We start from the raw sequence: 18195 nt of genomic DNA on the forward strand, positions 1-18195 counted from the left end.
GGGGGGCCTGGGCGTGACAGTCCGCACGGTCGCCGGGTTGCCTTCGCGCCGCAACGGCCGAGATCGATCCCGACCCGCCCGCCTGGGCACGGACCCGCCCGAGGTCACTTGACGGATCGCGGCACCCACCCTAGCCTGTGCCGATGACGACAGCCTTCGCAGCTCGCCCCGGCCCATGACCGCCCCCGACACCCTGGCACCGCGCGCCGCGCCGGTGCGGCTGGTGCTGCGCTGGAGCCTGTTCGGCGCGCTGCTGCTGGCCTTCATCCTGGTGCCCTTCCTGGTGCTGGAAGACCAGATGAATGCGCTGGTGCAGGACACCTTGAAGTCCGAGCACTCGCTGGCCCTGGTCACGCTGGCGGTCATCGCGTTCCTGCTCGCCGACATCGTGCTGCCGATCCCGTCGAGCTTCGTGCTGGCGACCACCGGCTTCCTGCTGGGCGCGGGCGCGGGCACGCTGGTGTGCTTCATCGGGCTCACCTGTGCCTCCGCCGCGGGCTACGCGATCGGCCGCTTTGCCGGCGAACCCGTGGCCGAGCGCATCGTCGGCCGCGCCGAACTCGATCGCTTCCGCGGGCTGTCCACGCGCTTCGGCGACGCGCTGCTGGTGGCCTTCCGGGCCATGCCGGTGCTGGCCGAGGCCACCACGCTGCTGGCCGGCATGGCGCGCATGCCCTTGCTGCGCTTCGGGGTGCTGGTGTCGATCGGCAATCTGGTGGTGGCGGCCTTGTACGCCGGCATCGGGGCCGCCTCGGCCGACCGCTCGTCGTTCCTGATGGTGTCGGTGGCGGGCATGGTGCTGCCGGTGCTCATCGTGCTGGTGATGCGCTGGGTGATGCGGCCCCGCGCCGCCGGGCCCACCGCCCCCTGAAGTCCATCGCCCGGCGTGGCGCGTCAGCGCGCCAGGCCGGTCAGCCGACGGCGCCAGCGGTGCCAGCCGGCGCGCAGGGCGGCGAGGTCGGGGCGCCAGCGATCGACCAGCACGCCGGCCAGCGAGAGCGCCAGCGCCAGTGCGACCAGCGTGCGATCGATCGGGCCGGTGCCGGGCCGTGCCCCATGCCGGACGGCCAGCGACGCCGGGTCCCAGGCCGCCACCAGACCGGCCGCGCGCCAGGCGTCCAGTGCCGGGCTGGTGCCCCAGGTCCGGTCTTCGGCGGCGTGGCGCCGCAGGTGCAGTTGCCGCTGCGTGCCGCCGGGCGTCGCCGACTGGAAGGTGTAGAGGCCCGGGCCGGCGTCGGGCAGCCGGGCCTGCCACCGGCCCGGAGCCGCCGGGTCCATGGGCAGCGTGCGGCCCTGGGCCGTCGGCGTGTCCACCGTGACGGACGGGGCGGCCTCGCCGGGCCCGTCGGCCTCGATGTGCAAAGCACCCGGCCCGTCCGACACCGCCAGGCGCAGCGCGCCGCCTGGCGGCGTGCCGCTGGCCCAGTGGGCCAGGCCGCCGGCCAGGCGCGGCCATTCGCGCCAGGCCGGCCAGGCCGGGGTCCAGGCGCCCATGCCGCTGGTCACGGCCACCACGCGGCCGAGCCCCGCCTGGTGGAAGGCCAGCAGCGGATCGCCTTGCGCGCTCTGCACGGCCACCACCGCGCCGGCCTGGGCGCGGGTGGCGGCATGGGCGGCCACCGGCGGCCAGTCGGCCAGGGTGCCGGGGGCGAAGGGCAGCGGCTGGCGCTGGGTGGCGGCGATGCGGCCGCGCTCGATGCGCGCGCGCCGCCGCTCCAGCCCCGAGCGCATCACTGCCGGCAGCTCGGCGGCCTCGGCCACGCGCAGCACCACGCCGGCCTCGGCGCCGACCAGGCGCTGCAGCGCGCCGACGTCGGCCTCCGGCCCGACGGCCAGCGCGATCAGTTCGACGCGCGTGCGTTCGAGCCGCGCGCGCAGCCCGTCCAGCGGCGCGCTGTCGACGAAGCCGTCGGTGACGACGACCAGCAACCGCCGCGCGGCGCCCGAGCGCTCGAGATCGCCGATCGCCAGGTCGAGCGCCGGCGCGAGCGTCGTGCCGCCGTTCGGGGTGACAGGCCAGTCGCGGTCGAGGGCCACGCGCCCGGCGGCGGCGGGGCCAAGCGGGATCAGCACCCGCGGCGCCACGTCGAAGACGACGAGGCCCAGCGCATCGCGGTCGCTCAGGCCTCGGGCCGTCTCCTGCACCGCGCGCTGGGCCAGCGCGAAGCGGTCGACGCCGCCGCTGCCCTGGCCCATGCTGCCCGACTTGTCCACCGCGAAGACGATGGCCGCCGGCGCGTCCAGCGCCGCCGGCTCCGACAGCACCGGCAGCACCGATTCGAGCGCCGAGCCGCGGTAGCCGCCGCGCGCGAACGAGCGTTCGCCGCCCAGCACCACCAACCCCAGCCCGCGCTGCCGCACGGCGGCCACCAGCGCGGCCCAGAACCGCGGCCCGGCATCGGCGATGGCCACGTCGTCCAGCACCACCGCCTGGTAGCCGTCCAGCCCGTCGGCGTGGGCGTCCAGCCGCGAGGCCGGCACCACCTGCAGCGACCAGCCACCGTCGCGCAGGCTGCGTGCCAGCGGCCCGGGCGATCCCTGGGCGTAGAGGATGGCGGCGCCCGGCGCCACGTCGACGACGGCGGCGTCGGGCAGGGCGTCGAGCGGCGTCGTCGCGTCGGGCGCGTGCAGCGCCACGTCGATGACCGCTGCGCCGCTGCGCAGGCCGTCGAACACGACCGTCGCGCGGCCCGCGCCATCGGCCTCGGCGCGGGCCGACTGCAGCTCGCCGCCGGCCAGTCGGGCGGTGGCGTCGACGCGCAGCGGGCCGTCCAGCCGACCGGCCAGTTGCACCGTCAGCCGCACCGGCTGGCCGACCTGCGCGCGGTCGGGCGCCAGCACCTCGGCGATGCGCGTGGCCGGCGGCGGGCGGCCGACCGCGATCCACTGCAACGGCATCCGCGCCTCGCGGGCCGCGCGCAAGGCCCGCGCCGCGTCGCCGGCGTTCTCGAGGCCGTCCGAGACCACGACGACGCGGTCGAACGGCGCCTCGGCATGGGCCGCCAGGGCGGCGTCCAGCGCCGCCTCGATGTGGGTGGCCAACGGGTCGAGCCCGGCGGCGTGCGAGCCGGGGGCGCTCGGTCGGCCGGCGAAGTCGATCTGCTGCAGCGTCGCGCCGCCTGCGGCCTGCGTGGCGCGCAGCACCTCGGCCACCGCCTGGTCGGCGGCGGCGCGCGGCACGCTCTGCGAGCGGTCCACCAGCACCAGCACGCGCGGCCGGTGGCGCGTGTCGAGCCAGGCCGTGCCCAGCAGCGCCAGCGCCAGCACGGCCAGCGCGGCCGCCTGCAGCGCCAGTGCCAACAGCGTTCTGGAGCGGCCATCGGTCATGGCCGCGGCGCCTCGGCGACGGGACGCAGGCGCCGCCACTGGCGGCCCAGCGCGGCGATCTCCCACAGCAGCACCAGCAGCGCCAGCCCCAGCAGGGGCCGCACGCCATCGGCCAGTGCGCGGGCGCGGTGCGCGTCGGACACCGCCGCGCCCTTCGGGTCGCCCGGTGGCGTCACCACTGCCGCCGCCGAGGCCGCCGGCGCCACGCGCGACGCCGCGGCCCCGCGGTCGGTGACGGCGATCTCGTCGAGCAGCCGCGCGTCGAGCACCTGCTCGGCCATCAGGTTCACCAGCAGCGGTGTGTCGGCCCCCGGCGCCAGGGCCATCGTCGCGAAGTCCAGCGACGTGTCCACCTGCGTGGGCGCGCCTGCACGGCCGACGATCACCGGCTCGCCGCCGATGGCCAGCAGCACCGTGTCGGCCGGACGCGGCTGCAGGCGTGCCGCGAGGGCCAGCCGGTCGGTGTCGAGGCGCACGCGCCGCGCGTCGGCCACTGCGGTCGACCACTGCACCGCGCCGGTGGCGCGCGCCGGGGCACGATCGGCCCGCGCGTGGATCGTCGGCACGCGGCGGGCAGCGTCCGCGGTGCCGCAGTGCAGGGCGGCGTCCGCGTCGGCGGCGCCGGCGGCCGCCACGGTGAGCGCCGGGTGCGCGGCCACGGCCGCGGCCAGGGCCGGCGGGCAGGCCGGGTCCACCGCCACCTTGCGACGGCGCAGCGGGGCCAGGTCGAGCGCGATCTCGTCGTCCTCGGCCAGGGCATCGCCCGGCTGCAGCGTGGCGCGTACGCGGGCCGAGGCCGGCACGGTGGCGGCCACCTGCACGCTGCGGCCCGGCTCGATCTGCCGGGTCGACCGCAGCGCCTCGCCCGCGTCGGTGCTGACGACGATCTCGCGGGTTTCGGCGCTGGCGCCGCCGTTGGCCACCGTCAGCAGCAGGTCGATGCGGTCGGCATCGTCCGGATGCCGCCGCGCCGACAGTCGCGCCAATCCGATGTTGCTGGCCACCCGACCCACCTGCACCACGCGGTCGGGCCGCCGGCCGCCGGGCCAGTCGAGCAGCGCCGCGTCGGCGCCATCGGTGAGCAGCCAGTGCAGGCGGTCGGAGCGCAGCAGCGGCGCCGGTGGCGCGCCAGGCTCCTGCCGGCCGGCGGCGGCGGCCGACACGGTGGCCACGGTCGACGGCGACAAGGCGCCGAGGTTGTGCCACGGGTCACCCAGCGCGCGCACCTCGACTTCTGCTCCGGCCACCTCGTCCAGCGCCGTGCGCGCACTGGCCAGGCCCTCGGCCAGCCGCGTGGCCGGGCCTTCGCGCGTGCGCATGCTCAGCGAATCGTCCACCCACAGCGTGATGCGGGTGGCCTGCAGCGGCCACTGCGGCTCGGCCAGGGCCAGCAGGCACAGCGTGGCCAGCAGCGCGCGGCGCCGCCAGGCGGGGTCGGGCGGCCGGCGCGTGCCCGCGGCCGGCGGGCTGACGGCCGAGCCGCGCCACAGGCCCAGGCGCGCGACCTGCACCACGCGGCGGTGCGCGCCGCCGCGGTGCAGCCAGCGGATCACCGGCAGCAGCCCCAGGCCGAGCAACCACCACGGAGCGGCCAGCGTCAGCAATTGGATCGCGCCTGGACCAGGTGCCGGATCAGCGTGTGCTGCCAGGGCTGGGCGATGTCCCAGTCGGTGAAGGCCGCGCCGCTGCGCAGGCAGAAGCCGCGCAGCCGCGCCGTCATCGCCCGGCGCTCGGCGGCGGCCAGTGCCTCGGCGGCGCCGCCGGCCTGCGCGGGCAGGTGCACGCCGGTTTCCACGTCGAGCAGTTCCACCTCGCCGTCCGTGCCCAGGTGCATGTCGGCGGGGTCGTTCACCTGCACCAGGTGCAGCGCGGTGCAGCGCTGCAGCAGCGCGGCCAGGTCGCGGCGCAACTCGTCGTCGGCCAGGCCGTCGGAGAGCACGAACACCGACGCCGCGCCGCGCAGGTGTCGTGCGCAGGCGCCGAGTTCGGAGCGCTCGCCGGTCGTCGACGGCTTCAGCGTGCCCAGCAGCCGCGCGAGGGCCGCGTAGTGGTGCTGCCCACGGCCCCCCGGGCACTCGGCCAGCACGCGCTCGCCGAAGGCCAGCAGGCCCACGCGGTGGCCCAACTGCAGCAGTGCATAGGCCATCGCAGCGGCCATCTGCAGCGCGCCGCGCCACTTGGCTGCGCCATGCGTGGCCATCGACGAGCTGGTGTCGAGCAGCAGGGTCCAGTCGGTGGCCGATTCGGCCTCGAAGCGGCGCAGGATCGGCCGCCGCTGCCGCGCCGTCTGCCGCCAGTCGATGTGGCGCACCTCGTCGCCGGGCGCGTAGTCGCGGTGGTCGAGGTGCTGCAGCCCGACGCCGGCCTGGCGCGACACCGCACGCGACCCGGCGGTGCGCGGCAGGCGCTCGACCAGCAACTGCGCGGCCGCGGACGCGAAGGCCTGCAGCTCCGGCTCGCTGGGCAGCGCGGCGCGGGTCAGAGTCGGCGTCGCCATCCGTCGATGATCGAGGCCAGCGTCGAATCGGTGTCGAGGCCGTCGAGCTCGCTCTCCAGCCGCAGCAGGATGCGGTGGCGCAGCACCGGCAGCGCCACCGCCGCCAGGTCGTCGACGTCCACGTGCGGGCGGCCGGCCATCAGCGCCCGCACCCGCGCGGCGCGCACCACCGCCTGCAGCGCGCGCGGGCTGGCGCCGTAGCGGATGTGGCGGCGCGCGCCGGTGTCGGCCGGGCCTTTGCCGTCGGCGCTGGCGGGCTCGGGCTGCGTGGCCATGATCAGCTCCACCGCCGCGTCCTTGCAGCGCTCGCCCAGCAGCACCGTGCGGCACAGCGCGGTGATGCGCAGCACGTCGGCCGGGCCGGCGATGGCCTTCAGCGTGTCGGAGGGCTCGGCGTCGAGCGACACGTCGAGCAGCGCCCGCAGTGATTCGCGCGCCGGGAACGGCACCGTCAGCTTGAACATGAAGCGGTCGAGCTGCGCCTCGGGCAGCGGGTAGGTGCCTTCGAGCTCGATCGGGTTCTGCGTGGCCAGCACGCAGAACGGGCTGGGCAGGCGGTGGGTGGTGCCGGCCTGCGTGACCTGGCGTTCCTGCATGGCCTCGAGCAGGGCCGCCTGCGTGCGCGGCGTGGCGCGGTTGATCTCGTCGACCAGCACCAGCTGCGCGAACACCGGCCCGGGCCGGAACTCGAAGCTCGACGCGCCGCCCGCCGCGGTGGCGTAGACCTCGGCGCCGGTGACGTCGGCGGGCATCAGGTCGGGCGTGCACTGCACGCGTGCCCAGTGCAGCCCCAGCGCGGCGGCCAGGGCCTTGGCGAGGTGGGTCTTGCCGAGGCCGGGCAGGCCCTCGACCAGCACGTGCCCGCCGGCGAACACCGCGGTGACGAGGTGGGTGACGAGTTCGCCCTGGCCGACGATGACGCGGCCCAGCAGCGCCTGCAGGTCCAGCAGGCAGCGGTGCGCGTCGGCGTAGTCCCGGTCGGTGGCCGGCGCGCCGGTCAGCGGGTTCGCGCGCTGGACTTCATCCATGCTTGTACATAGCTCGTTTCGGTTGCGGTCAGCCACGCGGCCTCGGTGGCTGTCGGGGGCGGGGACGCGGCCGCGGCGACCCCGGCCGGCGCCGCCGCGCCACCTGGCGTCGACGGCCCGTCGTCCATGGCCGCTCCACGCGCCATGTCGGCCTGTCGGTCGGCCGACGATCGACGGGCACCGGCCTCGGATCTTTGCACGGGAATCGCGCCGCGCAGCGCCCGCGAAACGCCAACATCGGCACGCTCGTCGCGGCTGTCGCCGGCCTCGCGCCCCGACCCGGCACCGGCCACCTGCGTGGCCCCGGTGGGGGGCGCAGCGTCCACCGGCGCACCGGCCGCGGCCATGTCGCGGGCGGCGGCGGCATCGCCCCTGGGCGTGGCCCCGGGCGGCGCGGTGGCGGCGGGCGGACGGTCGTCGGGCGTGCCGCCGCCAGCGGTCGGGGCGCCGCCGCCCGATCCCGGCGGTTCGGGCGTCTCGCGGGACGCCGCGGGCCGCAGGGCACGGGTGATCTCGGTGGCCAGGGCGGTCGGCGCCTCGGCGGCCGCCAGCGGGCGATCGCCCAGCCCGGCCGGTGCCGACGCGGTCACCGCGGCGGCCGGCGCCGCGGCCGGCGCGGGGTCCGGCAGCACCTGCACCAGGGCCGCCAGCGCCGTGCAGACCAGCATCGACAGCAGCGGCCGGGCCAGCCGCAGCGGCTCGTGGTGTTGTGCCAGGCGCTGGTGCGCGTCGGGCACCCGGGCCTGCGCCCACTGCACGAGCCATCGCACCGCGGCAGCGTCGCGGCCGGCCGTGCCGGGCCGGCCCGCCTCGATCAGCGTGCCGAAGGCCGAGGCGCCGCCCAGGTGGCGGTCGGCCCAGAGGGCGCAGGCCGACTCGGCGGGCCGGCGTCGGCCGGCCCAGGCCAGCGCCACCCCCCACGGCAGGGCCAGGGCGGCGAGCACCGCACCCGCGGCCACCGGCCGTGCGACGACGTGCACCGCTGCGGCCAGCAACATCAGCCCCGCCGAGGCCCACGCCGCCCGACGCCCCGCCACGATGAACTCGTCGCGCCACAGGCGACGCCGCACCGCGGCCAGCAGAGCCTGCACCGTTGGCGGTGTCCTGTCGGCACCGCCGCCCGGGCCGCCCGAAGGGACAGGCGCGCCCCTTGGGGGGCTGCGAACGGCGAGGCCCTCGGGGTCTGGCGTCATGGCGGCGGCGCGGCCCACCAGCCCCTTGCCAGCCACACCGCGGCCAGCAAGGCGACACTGGTCAAGGTGGCCACGGACTCGGCCAGCCCCGCGCGGCGCACCGTGCGCCGCAGCCCCTGGCCGACGAGCGGCAGCGCCGCGCCAGCGGCCAGCAGCAGGCCTTCGGCCAGCGCCAGCCGCGCCCAGGGCAGGCTGCTGGCCGATCCCGCCAGCAGCACCAGCGGCCACGCGGGGGCCACCCACGCGGCCGCGGCTGCGGCGCCCGGACCCCAGCCGTGCAGGCTGCCGGTGCGCAGGCCGACCAGCCCCAGTCCCATCGCGCGCACCAGCCACAGCGCCTGCAAGGCGTCGGCCGCGGCGCGGCTGGCGTCGGCACCGGTGCCCAGCGCGAGGCGGGTGCTGCCCAGCCACCACACGGCGATGGCGGCGGTCAGCGCCAGGCCGGAGAGCGCGGCCCCGCGCGGCAGGTGGGCGTCGCGTGGCGAGGTCATGGCGACGGCAGGGACACGAGCAGCCAGCCCGTCGACCCGCCCGGCAGGTCGGTGACGCCGGCGAGTTCCAGGGCCCACAGCGCGGCCACGCCGTCGGCCGGCATGCGCGACAAGGCCATGCGGCCGACGGCGTCGCGCAGCGGCTGGCCAGGGCGTTCGCCGATCACTGCCGTGGCCCCGGCCGCGAGCATCGGCAGGTCGTGCGACAGGCCGCCGGCCAGCAGCCGGCCGGCTGGCCAACCGGTGGTGCCGGCGTTGCGCAGCACGCGCAGGCCGTCGGCGCGGGCCTGCAACGACGGCGCCCGGGCCATCGGAAAGCTGCCCGAATAGCACAGTGCCACCTGCCGGAACAGCCGCGTGTCGAACTCGGCGAACGTGGGCCGGCCCTGGCGGGCATCGTGGTCCAGGCGCATCGGCTGGGTTGGGTGGCAGGGCTGGGCGCCGCTGGCGAGCTGGGGTGGCAAGGGCACGCGGACGCGCTCGCGCACCCGTCCCGGCACATGCTGCCAGGCCTGGTAGCGCGCCACCTGCGCCCCCGATTCGCCCTCGCTCCAGACGATCAAGGTCGACGGCGCGGGCATCGCATGCAGCCAGGCCAGCGAGGCCGCGGCGGCGACGGCGGGCGTCAGCAGCAGCGCCGGCAACGAGGCCGAGAAGATCAGCACCAGGGCCATCGCGGCGCCGTACACCGCCAGCGCCACGGCCACGCGGCCCCACACGCCATGGTCTGGCCGGGCCAGCGCCCCCACGGCACCCGGCGACACCGGCTGCGGCAGGCTGCTGGCCAGCGAGGCGTCCAGCATCGCCACGCCCTCCGCCAGCGAGGCGGCGCCCATCAGCGCGCGGCCACCGCACCCGCCGGCGCCATCCAGCACGCGGCGCATGCGGGCGTCGGCGTTCACCACCACGATGCGGGCGCAGCCCGCGGCGTGGGTCAGCAGCGCGCCGAGCTGCCGCGGGTCGAGCGCACCCAGCGTGGCGGCGTCGAGCAGCAACGCGTCCACGCTGGCGTAGGCCGACGCCTGGCGCGGCAGGTCGTCCGCGGTGAGCGCCACGGGGTGGAAGCCGTCGAGCCGCAGGGGCTCGTCGGCCGCCAGGGCCACGCCGAGCAACGGCGCCTCGGACCTCGACAGGGCCACCTCGCGCCGCTGGGGTGGCCCGTCGGGCGTGGCAATGCTCACCGACACCGCCTCGGCCGGTGGCAAGGGCAGGTGCAGGCGTTGCGCGCGGCCGGGCTGCAGGTCGATCTCGGTGCGCACCGATTGGCGGCCCGTGGCCACCTCCACCGACACGCGGGTGGCGCTGTCGGTGCTCAGGCGGATGTCGAGCTCACTGGCCCGGCCGGGCCGGGTCCAGCCCTTCCAGGCCGGCGACACCGTGAACTCGACGCTCGGCGGCGTGGCCGCATGCGCCGTGCCGCACAGCGCGAGTGCTAGCAGCAGGCGGCGCAGCACCGGGTCACTTGAGCACGTGCTCGAGGGCGATCACCGACCACGAGGTCACGAGCTGCGGCCGGTCTTCCCACCAGGCGTTCGATTCGGCGTTGGCCCAGCTGCCGTCCGCCGATTGCAGGCTGAGCAGCTTCTGTGCGAGCTCGTTGCGCCAGTTGCGCTTCTGGCCCTTGCCGTCGGTGAAGGTGTCTTCGCCGTAGGCCGCCATCACCTTCGAGAAGGCGTTGTAGAAGTAGAAGATGCCGTGCTTCTTGCTCGTGCCCGGGTTGGTGTCGAGCGTGTAGTTGGCCGTCATCCACTTGTAGGCGGCCTGCACGCGGGGGTCGGACTTGTCGACGCCCGCGAACAGCAGGCTCAGCAGACCGGCGGCCGTCATGCCGCCGTAGGACGCGGTGCCGTTTTCGTACTCGGGCGGGTTGGTGCCGGGCCGGTAGGCGAAGCCGCCGTCGTTGGCTGCCCACTTCTGGTCGTTGCTCTCGCTGCGGTTCTGCGAGCGGTTGACGAACATCAGCGCCTTCTGCCACACGGCGTCCTTCGGGTCGGTGGCTGCGGCCTTCAGGCCTTCCAGCGACACGTAGACGTTGGACAGGTCGGGCCGCTCGCCGCCACCGTACCCGATGCCGCCGTAGTAGACGTGGTCGGGCTTGTAGCCTTCCTCTTCGTCGATCTGGTGCTTGGACAGGAACTTGCGCCCGGCCTCGATGACGGCCGTGTGCTTCGGGTTCTTGGTGGCGGCCAGCGCGTTCAGGGCCACGGCCGTGTTGTAGGCGGTGGACTGCAGCGACGCGCTGATCGAGCCGTCGGGCTTGGCATGCGACAGCAGGAAATCGACCTGGCGCGTGACGAAGGCACCGTCGGCCTCGTTGTACTTCTCGGGGCTTTCGAGGAAGGCGCGCAGCGCCAGCGCGGTGATGCCGACCGACTTGAGCAGCGATCCATCGGGCGCCTGCTGCCCGCGCAGGTAGTGCAGGCCGCCGGCGATGGCGCGCACGACACGGCGGCGCAACTGCGGGTCCATCGCGTCCGCGGCGGCGTGGGCCGCCGGTGCCGCGAGCATGGCAAGGGCCGGGACGGCCAGCACGTGTCTTCTCTTCATGATGGGGTGTTCTCCGAGGTGGATGAGTGAGGGGCCGGGTCGATGGCCGTGTCGCGGGCCGTGCGGCGCCGCCGACCCAGCGCCAGCGAGGCCAGCACCAGCGCCAGGCCGATCGAGGCATAGGCCCAGGCCAGGTCGGCCGGGGCGGGGTCGTTGGCCTGCAGGCTGGCGAGGTTGGCGTGCTGGTACAGCCATTCGTTGCGCAGCAGGTCGTTCTCGCTGGCCACCGCCAGGTGGGTGAGCGGGCTCGCGCCGAGCACGGCATCGACGAGCCCGGGGTGGCGCTGCGACAGCAGTTCGGCCACGGGCCCCAGCCACAGCGGCAGGGCCCCCAGCAGCGCCAGCGTGAGGACCACCGCGCGGCCGGCCGCTTCTCGGGCCTCTTGTGGGGCGGTTCGTGGGGCTGCTTCGTGGGCAGCGTCGCCCTGCCGTCCGCCGGCCTGGCCGGCATCCGCCGAGCGGCCGCGCCACCAGCCTTCGAGCGCTGCGGCCGCGGCATGCGCCAGCAACAGCACGGCCATCAGCATGGCGCTGCTCGACAGCAGCCGCGGCAGCGTCTGCGCCGGGCCGCCGAGCAGGCGCGTCACGAGCGCCGCCAGGCCCGCCGCCGCGGCCGACCAGGCGACGATGCGCAGCGCCGTGCGTGCCGGCGTGGCGGCCAGCCCAGGCCAGAACAGCGGGGCCAGCAGGCCGACGATGGCCGCGACGGTGAGCCGCAGCGACGACGGCGACGTGTCCGGCGCCGTGGCGCCGAAGGCCGCGAGGACCAGCAGGGTCGACACGAGCAGCATCCCCCAGCGTGCGACGATCACTTGGCGCTGTTCACCGCTTCGACGATCAACTCGATGGCCGTGCCCACCGGGGGCAGCAGCGCATGGCCGCGCACCGACCCGTAGGCCCCGAGGCCGATGCCGGACGACGCCTCGATGATGCTGTTGGCGTCCTGCACGAAGCCGATCAGCGTGCCGGTTTCGTCGGCGACGAATCGGCCATGGTGGTCCGATGCGGGGGCTCCCGTGTAGACCCATTCCACTGTTTCGGGCTTCACGCCGGCTTCCGGATTGAGCAAGGCCTCTGCCGCAGGCACCTGGCGGCGCTTGCCGTTGTCCGTCCAGGCCACCGAGAGCCCCACCCGCGGGCCGATCAGCCGAGGGGCCGTCCGGAAGTGGGTCAGGGGCACCTGCTTCGGGTCGCGCTCGAGCCCGATCAGGATGCACGCCAGGTTGAACTCCGACCCGCTGGCGTCGAGTTCGAGCATCGACTCGTACTCCTTCATGCCGCGCGGACTGGTGGCCAGGTACTCGAGCGGCTTGCCGACCACATGCACGCGTCCGGGGACGATGAAGCTGCCTGCCCGCTTGTCGACGACGATGCGCCCGATCTGGAAGCGGTCCTGGCCCAGCGGCTTCATGTCGCCCAGGTTCGGCGCCTGTGCCGCGGCCAGCGGGCTGTGCATCACCGCCGACCAGCCGAGTGCGGCCAGCAGGCCGTCGCGCCGCCTCATGGCCTGACCCCCAGCACCACGCGGTGCGGCATCGGCGGCGGCAGCGGCACCATGCGCATGTCGCGGAAGCCGCAGTCGCCCATCCAGCGCATCACGTCGGCATCGGCGTGCACGCCGCCGTCGGGCGCGGTGAGCATCATGTTCAGGCCGAACATCGCGGCGAAGGTGGGCAGGGCGCCGCCCTGGTCGGTGAACACATCGCTGATCACCAGCAGGCCACCGGGCTCGAGGCAGGCCGAGGCGCGCTCGATCAGGCCGCGGCAGGTGGCCTCGCTCTCGCGGTGGAACATGCCGGACATCAGCACCACGTCCTTGCCGGTGCCGAAATCGCTGCTGTGGTAGTCGCCGTCGCGCAGCGTCACGCGGTCGCTGGCGCCGGCCGCGGCCACCAGCTCGCGCGCCACCGCGGCCACGCCGGGCAGCTCGAGCACCTCGGAGCGCAGGCCGGGGAAGCGTTCGGTGAGCAGCACCGAGTAGGTGCCCGGCCCGCCGCCGACGTCGAGCATGCTGCGGCGGCCCTGCAGGTCGAGCACATGGACCAGCACGCGGGCGATGCCCAGCGCGCGCTCGTGCATCGCCATCACGAAGCCGCGCGTGCGCGCGGGGTCGTCGCCCAGGTAGGTCTCGGCGGGCAGGGCCGGCTTGCCGGCGCGCAGCGACCCTTCGAGCTGACCCCAGGCGCCGTAGAGCTGGTCGCTGTACTTGATGACGTTGCCCATGAAGGCCGGGCTGCGCGACACCAGGAAGGTGGCCGCGACGGGCGTGTTCTGGAAGCGCCCCGCCACCTCTTCGAGGAAGCCCAGGCCGGCGCAGGCGCGCAGGAACAGCGCCGTGCCGCGCGGGTCGAGCTGCAGCACGGCGGCCACCTCGTCGGCCGTGCGGCCGCCGTCGGCCAGCGTGTCGAAGACGCGCAGGCGGTTGGCGGTGAGCAGCGTCTGGCTTTCCCAGTACGAGGTGCTCAGGCGGACGATCGACGACGGATCGGGCGGCCGGGTGCCGGCGGGGGCCATGGGCGCGGTCATGCCACCACCGCCTCGGTGCGGTCCATGTCGCATTCGAGCTGCATGTAGGCGCAGCGGTGGCACATGAAGCCTTCGGACACCGACAGGCCGTGGCGCTTGCGGATCTCGTGGTAGCCCGCGCTCAGCGTCTCGAAGTAGCTGCGGATGCGCGCGTGGAAGTCGGACCGCGTGCGCCCGCCCACCGGCCACACCAGCGAGTAGATCGGGATGATGCCGCGGCTGCACAGGTCTTCGGCGCCCTGCAGCGCGATGCGCGCGGCCTCTTCCCATTCGAGGCCGTGCTCGGGCTCGAGCTCGATGCCGGCCACCATGGCCGAGTAGACGTTGCCGCGGCCCCAGTAGCGCACCGCCGTCTCGAGCGATTCGATCCAGCGGGCATAGCCGACGAAGCGGTTCTTGCCGGGGCACACCTTGGCGAACAGCGGCTCCGACCACATCTCGAGGTTGAAGCAGACGTGCTGCACCAGGTCTTCGGCGTGGAACTGCGCGATCAGGTCGTCGGGGATCGAGCCGCAGCCCAGCGCCACCGGGATGCGGCGGGTGTTGATGGTCTTGACGTAACGCGCCAGTTGCAGGAAGCGCTCGCCTTCCTTGCGCGCGTCGGTGAGCGAGCCGCCCACGAGGTAGATGTGCCGGATCTCGGTCTGGTCGATCACGGCGTTCAGCGCCTCGCACATGCGGTCGAGCGTGGGCGGCGGGATCTCCACCTGGCCGGTCTTCTGGCCCAGGTGCATGGTGCGCTCGTCGGGCGCGCCATAGGCGCAGAAGCTGCAGCGCATCGACACGCCATCTTGCTTGTGCAGGAAGTACTCGCAGCCCGGGGCCACGTTGATCACCAGCATGTCGCCGTGCGTGGTGATGCCGGCCTGCGAGAACGGCATGCCGTCCGAGGTCTTCTGCGTCAGCCAGGGCCGCAGGGGCTCGAACTCGATCGGCACCGTCTGGCCGCTGCGGTCGTCGATCAGCACGTAGCCCTTGGCCAGGTCGCCCTCCACGTGCCACGGCGAATCGCCGTTGCCCAGGATGCGGATCTCGGTGCCGTCGGCCGTGTTGATCAGGTAGGGGATGGTCGTGATGCCCCGGCCGGTGGGGTCGTGCTCCCCTTCCTTGAAGCGGTAGGGGTAGTAGTTGGGCATCGAATGCTGGGTGGCCTGGCCGAGGGCCGCCGTGTAGCGGATGCCCTCGCACATCACCTGAACCTTCAGCGCCGGCGAGCCGGTGAGCATGACCATGTCGACTGTTCCTTTTGATGCGTGAACCGGAGGGCGCCACAACAGGGCGCCGCATGAGGCCGGCGCCTGTTCCTGGCCGCCCCGCAAAGCCTCGGCGATGATGCCACGCACGGCCCGGCGAGGCGCCGATTTCCGCCGTGGCGACGTGTGTTCCTTCACTACCTTTGACCCGCGTCCAAGAGCGGCGGCAAGGCCTGCCGCAGCAGCGTCGATCGGTGCCTGATCTGGTGCAAGATGGGCGCCCCAGACCGCCGAGGAGAACCCCGCCATGCTGTTCCTGCTGACCAACCGCACCCGAGCCGGCCTCACCGGCGCGCAATGGGGCGAACTCGCCGCGCTGGCCAAGGCCTTCTACGCCTCGATCCCGCCCGACGTGAAGATCCGCGGCGAGTGGGTGGCGGCCGACCAGTCGCACAACTACTCGCTGATCGAGGCCCCCGATCTCGACACCGTGCAGCGCATCCAGGCGCCGTTCGAGCCGTTCACTGAGTCGGTGATCGTGCCGGTGAACGAGATCACCGGCTGGACCGCCAGCTGACCCGCCGCGCGGCGGCGTCGCCATGAAAAAGGGCCGGCATTGCCGGCCCTTCGCATGGTGCAGGGCGACGCTGGATCAGGCGGCCGTGCGGGCGTTGCGGCGGCGCGTGCGACCGGCAAAGCCGGCAGCCAGCAGGGCCACGGCGGCCAGGCCGTAGCTGGCGGGTTCCGGCACGTCGCAGGAGCCGGTGCCCACGGAGATGCAGGCCGAGCCGACGTTGACATTGAGCGTGGCGAATTGCAGGCCGACGTGGTTGCGGTCGAAATCGGGATCGGCACCCAGCGTGAAGGTCGTGGCGCCGTTGGCCTTGCCATCCAGATGGAACCTGAACAACAGGAACGAGTTGGCCTGATTGGCTGCCAACGTAGCGTCGTCGTCGATCGAGATATCGTCCACGGCGAGGTTGCCATTGACCGACATGTCGTTCAAACCAAACGAGTTGCCCAGATTGGCGCCGAAGTACTCGGTCAGCGTCCAGTCCAGCACGGTCGAGTTGTACAAGAAGTTCAGGTCGAAGCCGGACAGCACCTCGGCGTCAAGGCCGGTGATCGACACTTCGATCGCCACCGAATCGCCCACATTGATGTGCGTGGAGGCTGGCGTGAAGATCAACGCGATGGCGGCGCTGGCCGGCGCCGATGCGCACAACGCCGCCGCGGCCAAGGCTGCTGCTGAGAGAAAAGATTTCATGGTGGTTACCTCTTGGATGCGGGGGGTACTGGCAGGGGCCGCCCGGAGGGGCTGCCCCTGCCGCCGATGCCTCAGTTCGTGGCGCAAAGGGCGCGGGTGCACTTCAGGGTGCAGGCCCGCACGTCGTTGACGGTGATCTTGCCGTCGCCGGTGGCGTCGCGCTTGTCGCCAGCCACAGGCACCTGGCCGATGCCGGCACGCACCGCGTTCACGTCGATCGAGTCGACATCGCGGTCGCCGTCGATGTCGCACGAGACGATCGGACGCGGCTCGCAGGCATCACCGCGGGCGTCGCCGTAGGTGTTCTCCTGGCCCGGGTTGGGCACGGCCGGGCAGTTGTCTTCGGTGTCGCAGACGCCGTCACCGTCGGTGTCGACACAGCCACCACCCGTAGAGCGCTGCAGCACGAGCAGGGCGTACGAGTTGTGCGAGGTGTTGAAGCTGTCGCCCCACGAGCCCGGGAAGCCGGTGCAGGTGAACGAGCCGTTGGCGCACTGCATGGAGATCAGCTGGTGTGCATAGTCGAAGTACTGGCCCTTGGGCTCGCCGGCGTAGAAGCCGACCGCGCCCGCGCCGAACACGGCGGGCCGTGCGAAGGTGGCAGGTTCCTTGTTCACCTGGCGCACGTCGCACGCAGGGGCGTTCGCGGCCGGCAGGGTGCCGAAGTCGTTCGGGCCGATGTTGCCGGCGGACGGCGGCACGCCGGCCTGACGCAGCAGTTCCATCGCCTTGAACGAACTCCACATGTAGTAGCCCATGGACTGGCCGGGCCAGAAGTTGCCGAGGTTGGACAGATCCTGCCAGCGGTAGCGGTTCTTCACCCACTGCATGTAGTTCTGGACCATCGGCGTGTTGATGTTGGCGCCGCCGAACAGCTGGATGTAGATGCCCGAGGCCGTCTGCTGCAGCGACGGAAGGTAGCCCGTCGAGGCGAACGAGTTGTAGCCGTGGCCGCGCTCGGCGCCGGTCAGGTTGAAGCAACCGGCGCGGTCCGAACCCACCGCCGCGTTCAGCTCATAGGCCGTGCGGGAGCGAGCCAGTGCCGCGTCGATGGCGGTCACGCGGGCGGCATCGGCGAACGGGTTGTCCGCGCTCTTGTTCGAGGCGTAGAACGCCTTGGCCGCGGCCAGGCCGGCCACCGCGAACTGCGTCGTGGACGAGTCTTCGCAGAACTGGTTGGTGTAGCACCAGTAGCCCTGGTTGATGGGGTTCGGGAAGCCGTTGGTGGCCTTGCGCTGGTTGGTGATCGTGCGGTCGACCAGCGCGTCCATCGCCTCCTTGATGGTCTGGTAGTTCACGTTGCCCGGGGCCAGCACGCTCTTGTCGGGGCCGCCGGTGAGCGCATAGGTCGACAGCGCGAACATCCACTGGCCGTCGCGGTAGGCGTAGAACGAGGTGTTGTTGACCCGGTCGAGGATGAAGGCGGCGGCGGTGCGCAGACGGCCCTGATCGGTGGCGTTGGCGCCGGTGTAGCCCTGCGGCGGATCGGTGGCGACACCGCTGGCGCGCTTCTCGAGCAGCGCTTCCATCGCCAGACCGTTGGCTCCGTCGGTACCCAAGGAACTGGGGTTGTTGTAGACGCCTTGCGTCGCCAGGAACTCGATGCCGCGGTTGATGGCCGTGGACACGTCCACTTCGAACGGCGTGGCGGCTTGCGCCAGCCCTGCCGTCAAGGTCAGCGCTGCACCGACAGCCGCACCGAGCAGCGATTTCTTCATGTGATTCCGGATATTCAACATAACGGTCCCTCCGTTGACTGGACTGAACTGGACTCTGCGGCCCCGCCCGGGTACCGCCCGACAACATTTCTGCAATGTGTGTCGGCCTGTAGGCACTGTGCCCCCGACCCCCTGCGATGACAAGTGACCGCCGGGCTGAACCGGGCACTTTCACCCCCTTGTCCGTGGGGGAGATGCCGCGGTACACCGATCCACCCCCTTGGATCGGGGGTCAGGAGGTCTGGACAGAACTTCGGGACAGGTCGATTTGGGCGGGGCCGTGCTGGCATGTCCCGGCCCCGGTCGACGTCCCGGGTCGACCGGGCCGCCGCGGTGTCATGGAGGCCTTGTGTTTCTTGACCAGAATCAAGCCCCGGGGCCCGGTCGGAGCGCAGACTTCGCCCCACC

General features: G+C 73.6%; 16 protein-coding genes. 2 read left to right on the top strand and 14 right to left on the bottom strand.

Annotation, left to right across the window (positions count from 1 at the left end; translation table 11 throughout):
* The first annotated feature begins 175 nt into the window (after positions 1-175).
* Positions 176-871: a TVP38/TMEM64 family protein gene (locus EOINJALH_RS13055; RefSeq protein WP_088280801.1), complete on the top strand. Its 696-nt coding sequence runs from the start codon at positions 176-178 to the stop codon at positions 869-871.
* Positions 872-894: 23 nt separating this feature from the next.
* On the opposite strand, the gene EOINJALH_RS13060 is transcribed toward EOINJALH_RS13055, so the two are convergent.
* The 12 genes from EOINJALH_RS13060 to EOINJALH_RS31815 all read right to left on the bottom strand — a co-directional run bounded on the left by EOINJALH_RS13060 (position 895) and on the right by EOINJALH_RS31815 (position 14841).
* Positions 895-3327: a VWA domain-containing protein gene (locus EOINJALH_RS13060; RefSeq protein ID WP_144290020.1), complete on the bottom strand. Its 2433-nt coding sequence runs from the start codon at positions 3325-3327 to the stop codon at positions 895-897.
* Positions 3324-4931 carry a hypothetical protein gene (locus EOINJALH_RS13065; RefSeq protein ID WP_144290021.1) on the bottom strand — a complete coding sequence of 536 codons (1608 nt, stop codon included), beginning with the start codon at positions 4929-4931 and terminating at the stop codon, positions 3324-3326. The genes EOINJALH_RS13060 and EOINJALH_RS13065 overlap by 4 nt, the downstream gene beginning before the upstream one ends.
* The gene (locus tag EOINJALH_RS13070) at positions 4925-5824 is read right to left on the bottom strand and encodes a DUF58 domain-containing protein (RefSeq protein ID WP_088280804.1); all 900 of its coding nucleotides are present in this window, start codon (positions 5822-5824) and stop codon (positions 4925-4927) included. Before EOINJALH_RS13070 ends, EOINJALH_RS13065 begins: the two co-directional genes overlap by 7 nt.
* Entirely contained in the window at positions 5806-6852 is a 1047-nt protein-coding gene (locus EOINJALH_RS13075) for a MoxR family ATPase (RefSeq protein ID WP_088280805.1), read from the bottom strand. The genes EOINJALH_RS13070 and EOINJALH_RS13075 overlap by 19 nt, the downstream gene beginning before the upstream one ends.
* Positions 6822-7943 (bottom strand): hypothetical protein, encoded by a 1122-nt coding sequence (locus tag EOINJALH_RS13080; protein ID WP_088280806.1) that lies wholly within the window; start codon positions 7941-7943, stop codon positions 6822-6824. Before EOINJALH_RS13080 ends, EOINJALH_RS13075 begins: the two co-directional genes overlap by 31 nt.
* Positions 7944-8041: 98 nt before the next feature.
* Positions 8042-8536, bottom strand: coding sequence for a hypothetical protein (locus EOINJALH_RS13085; protein ID WP_088280807.1), 495 nt, complete (start codon positions 8534-8536; stop codon positions 8042-8044).
* A complete protein-coding gene (locus EOINJALH_RS13090) occupies positions 8533-9990 on the bottom strand; it encodes a hypothetical protein (RefSeq protein WP_088280808.1) in 1458 nt (485 codons plus the stop codon). The genes EOINJALH_RS13085 and EOINJALH_RS13090 overlap by 4 nt, the downstream gene beginning before the upstream one ends.
* A gap of 4 nt (positions 9991-9994) precedes the next feature.
* A complete protein-coding gene (locus EOINJALH_RS13095; RefSeq protein WP_158219749.1) occupies positions 9995-11083 on the bottom strand; it encodes a prenyltransferase/squalene oxidase repeat-containing protein in 1089 nt (362 codons plus the stop codon).
* Positions 11080-11895, bottom strand: coding sequence for a hypothetical protein (locus tag EOINJALH_RS31810; protein WP_158219750.1), 816 nt, complete (start codon positions 11893-11895; stop codon positions 11080-11082). The genes EOINJALH_RS13095 and EOINJALH_RS31810 overlap by 4 nt, the downstream gene beginning before the upstream one ends.
* Complete coding sequence (locus EOINJALH_RS13105) at positions 11892-12587, bottom strand: YdjY domain-containing protein (RefSeq protein WP_088280811.1); 696 nt, start codon at positions 12585-12587, stop codon at positions 11892-11894. Before EOINJALH_RS13105 ends, EOINJALH_RS31810 begins: the two co-directional genes overlap by 4 nt.
* Complete coding sequence (locus EOINJALH_RS13110) at positions 12584-13609, bottom strand: methyltransferase (protein ID WP_158219751.1); 1026 nt, start codon at positions 13607-13609, stop codon at positions 12584-12586. The genes EOINJALH_RS13105 and EOINJALH_RS13110 overlap by 4 nt, the downstream gene beginning before the upstream one ends.
* Entirely contained in the window at positions 13606-14841 is a 1236-nt protein-coding gene (locus EOINJALH_RS31815) for a radical SAM protein (RefSeq protein ID WP_158219752.1), read from the bottom strand. The genes EOINJALH_RS13110 and EOINJALH_RS31815 overlap by 4 nt, the downstream gene beginning before the upstream one ends.
* A 268-nt stretch (positions 14842-15109) precedes the next feature.
* On the opposite strand from EOINJALH_RS31815, the gene EOINJALH_RS31820 reads away from it, so the two are divergent.
* Positions 15110-15379 carry a DUF3303 domain-containing protein gene (locus tag EOINJALH_RS31820; protein WP_158219753.1) on the top strand — a complete coding sequence of 90 codons (270 nt, stop codon included), beginning with the start codon at positions 15110-15112 and terminating at the stop codon, positions 15377-15379.
* Between the two features lie 75 nt (positions 15380-15454).
* Here EOINJALH_RS31820 and EOINJALH_RS13120 read toward each other — a convergent pair whose 3' ends face one another.
* Both EOINJALH_RS13120 and EOINJALH_RS13125 read right to left on the bottom strand, forming a co-directional pair.
* A complete protein-coding gene (locus EOINJALH_RS13120; protein ID WP_144290023.1) occupies positions 15455-16156 on the bottom strand; it encodes a PEP-CTERM sorting domain-containing protein in 702 nt (233 codons plus the stop codon).
* Positions 16141-17787 (bottom strand): hypothetical protein, encoded by a 1647-nt coding sequence (locus tag EOINJALH_RS13125; RefSeq protein ID WP_088280813.1) that lies wholly within the window; start codon positions 17785-17787, stop codon positions 16141-16143. Before EOINJALH_RS13125 ends, EOINJALH_RS13120 begins: the two co-directional genes overlap by 16 nt.
* Positions 17788-18195: the final 408 nt, after the last annotated feature.

Origin of the sequence: Ideonella sp. A 288, from assembly GCF_002198735.1 — a bacterium.
Lineage (GTDB): Bacteria > Pseudomonadota > Gammaproteobacteria > Burkholderiales > Burkholderiaceae_C > Pseudaquabacterium.

Coding starts and splice junctions, on each gene's coding strand:
- EOINJALH_RS13055 (WP_088280801.1), top strand. CDS start 176: ATGACCGCCCCCGACACCCTGGCACCGCGCGCCGCGCCGGTGCGGCTG.
- EOINJALH_RS13060 (WP_144290020.1), bottom strand. CDS start 3,327: ATGACCGATGGCCGCTCCAGAACGCTGTTGGCACTGGCGCTGCAGGCG.
- EOINJALH_RS13070 (WP_088280804.1), bottom strand. CDS start 5,824: ATGGCGACGCCGACTCTGACCCGCGCCGCGCTGCCCAGCGAGCCGGAG.
- EOINJALH_RS13075 (WP_088280805.1), bottom strand. CDS start 6,852: ATGGATGAAGTCCAGCGCGCGAACCCGCTGACCGGCGCGCCGGCCACC.
- EOINJALH_RS13085 (WP_088280807.1), bottom strand. CDS start 8,536: ATGACCTCGCCACGCGACGCCCACCTGCCGCGCGGGGCCGCGCTCTCC.
- EOINJALH_RS13095 (WP_158219749.1), bottom strand. CDS start 11,083: ATGAAGAGAAGACACGTGCTGGCCGTCCCGGCCCTTGCCATGCTCGCG.
- EOINJALH_RS13105 (WP_088280811.1), bottom strand. CDS start 12,587: ATGAGGCGGCGCGACGGCCTGCTGGCCGCACTCGGCTGGTCGGCGGTG.
- EOINJALH_RS13110 (WP_158219751.1), bottom strand. CDS start 13,609: ATGACCGCGCCCATGGCCCCCGCCGGCACCCGGCCGCCCGATCCGTCG.
- EOINJALH_RS31815 (WP_158219752.1), bottom strand. CDS start 14,841: ATGGTCATGCTCACCGGCTCGCCGGCGCTGAAGGTTCAGGTGATGTGC.
- EOINJALH_RS31820 (WP_158219753.1), top strand. CDS start 15,110: ATGCTGTTCCTGCTGACCAACCGCACCCGAGCCGGCCTCACCGGCGCG.
- EOINJALH_RS13125 (WP_088280813.1), bottom strand. CDS start 17,787: ATGAAGAAATCGCTGCTCGGTGCGGCTGTCGGTGCAGCGCTGACCTTG.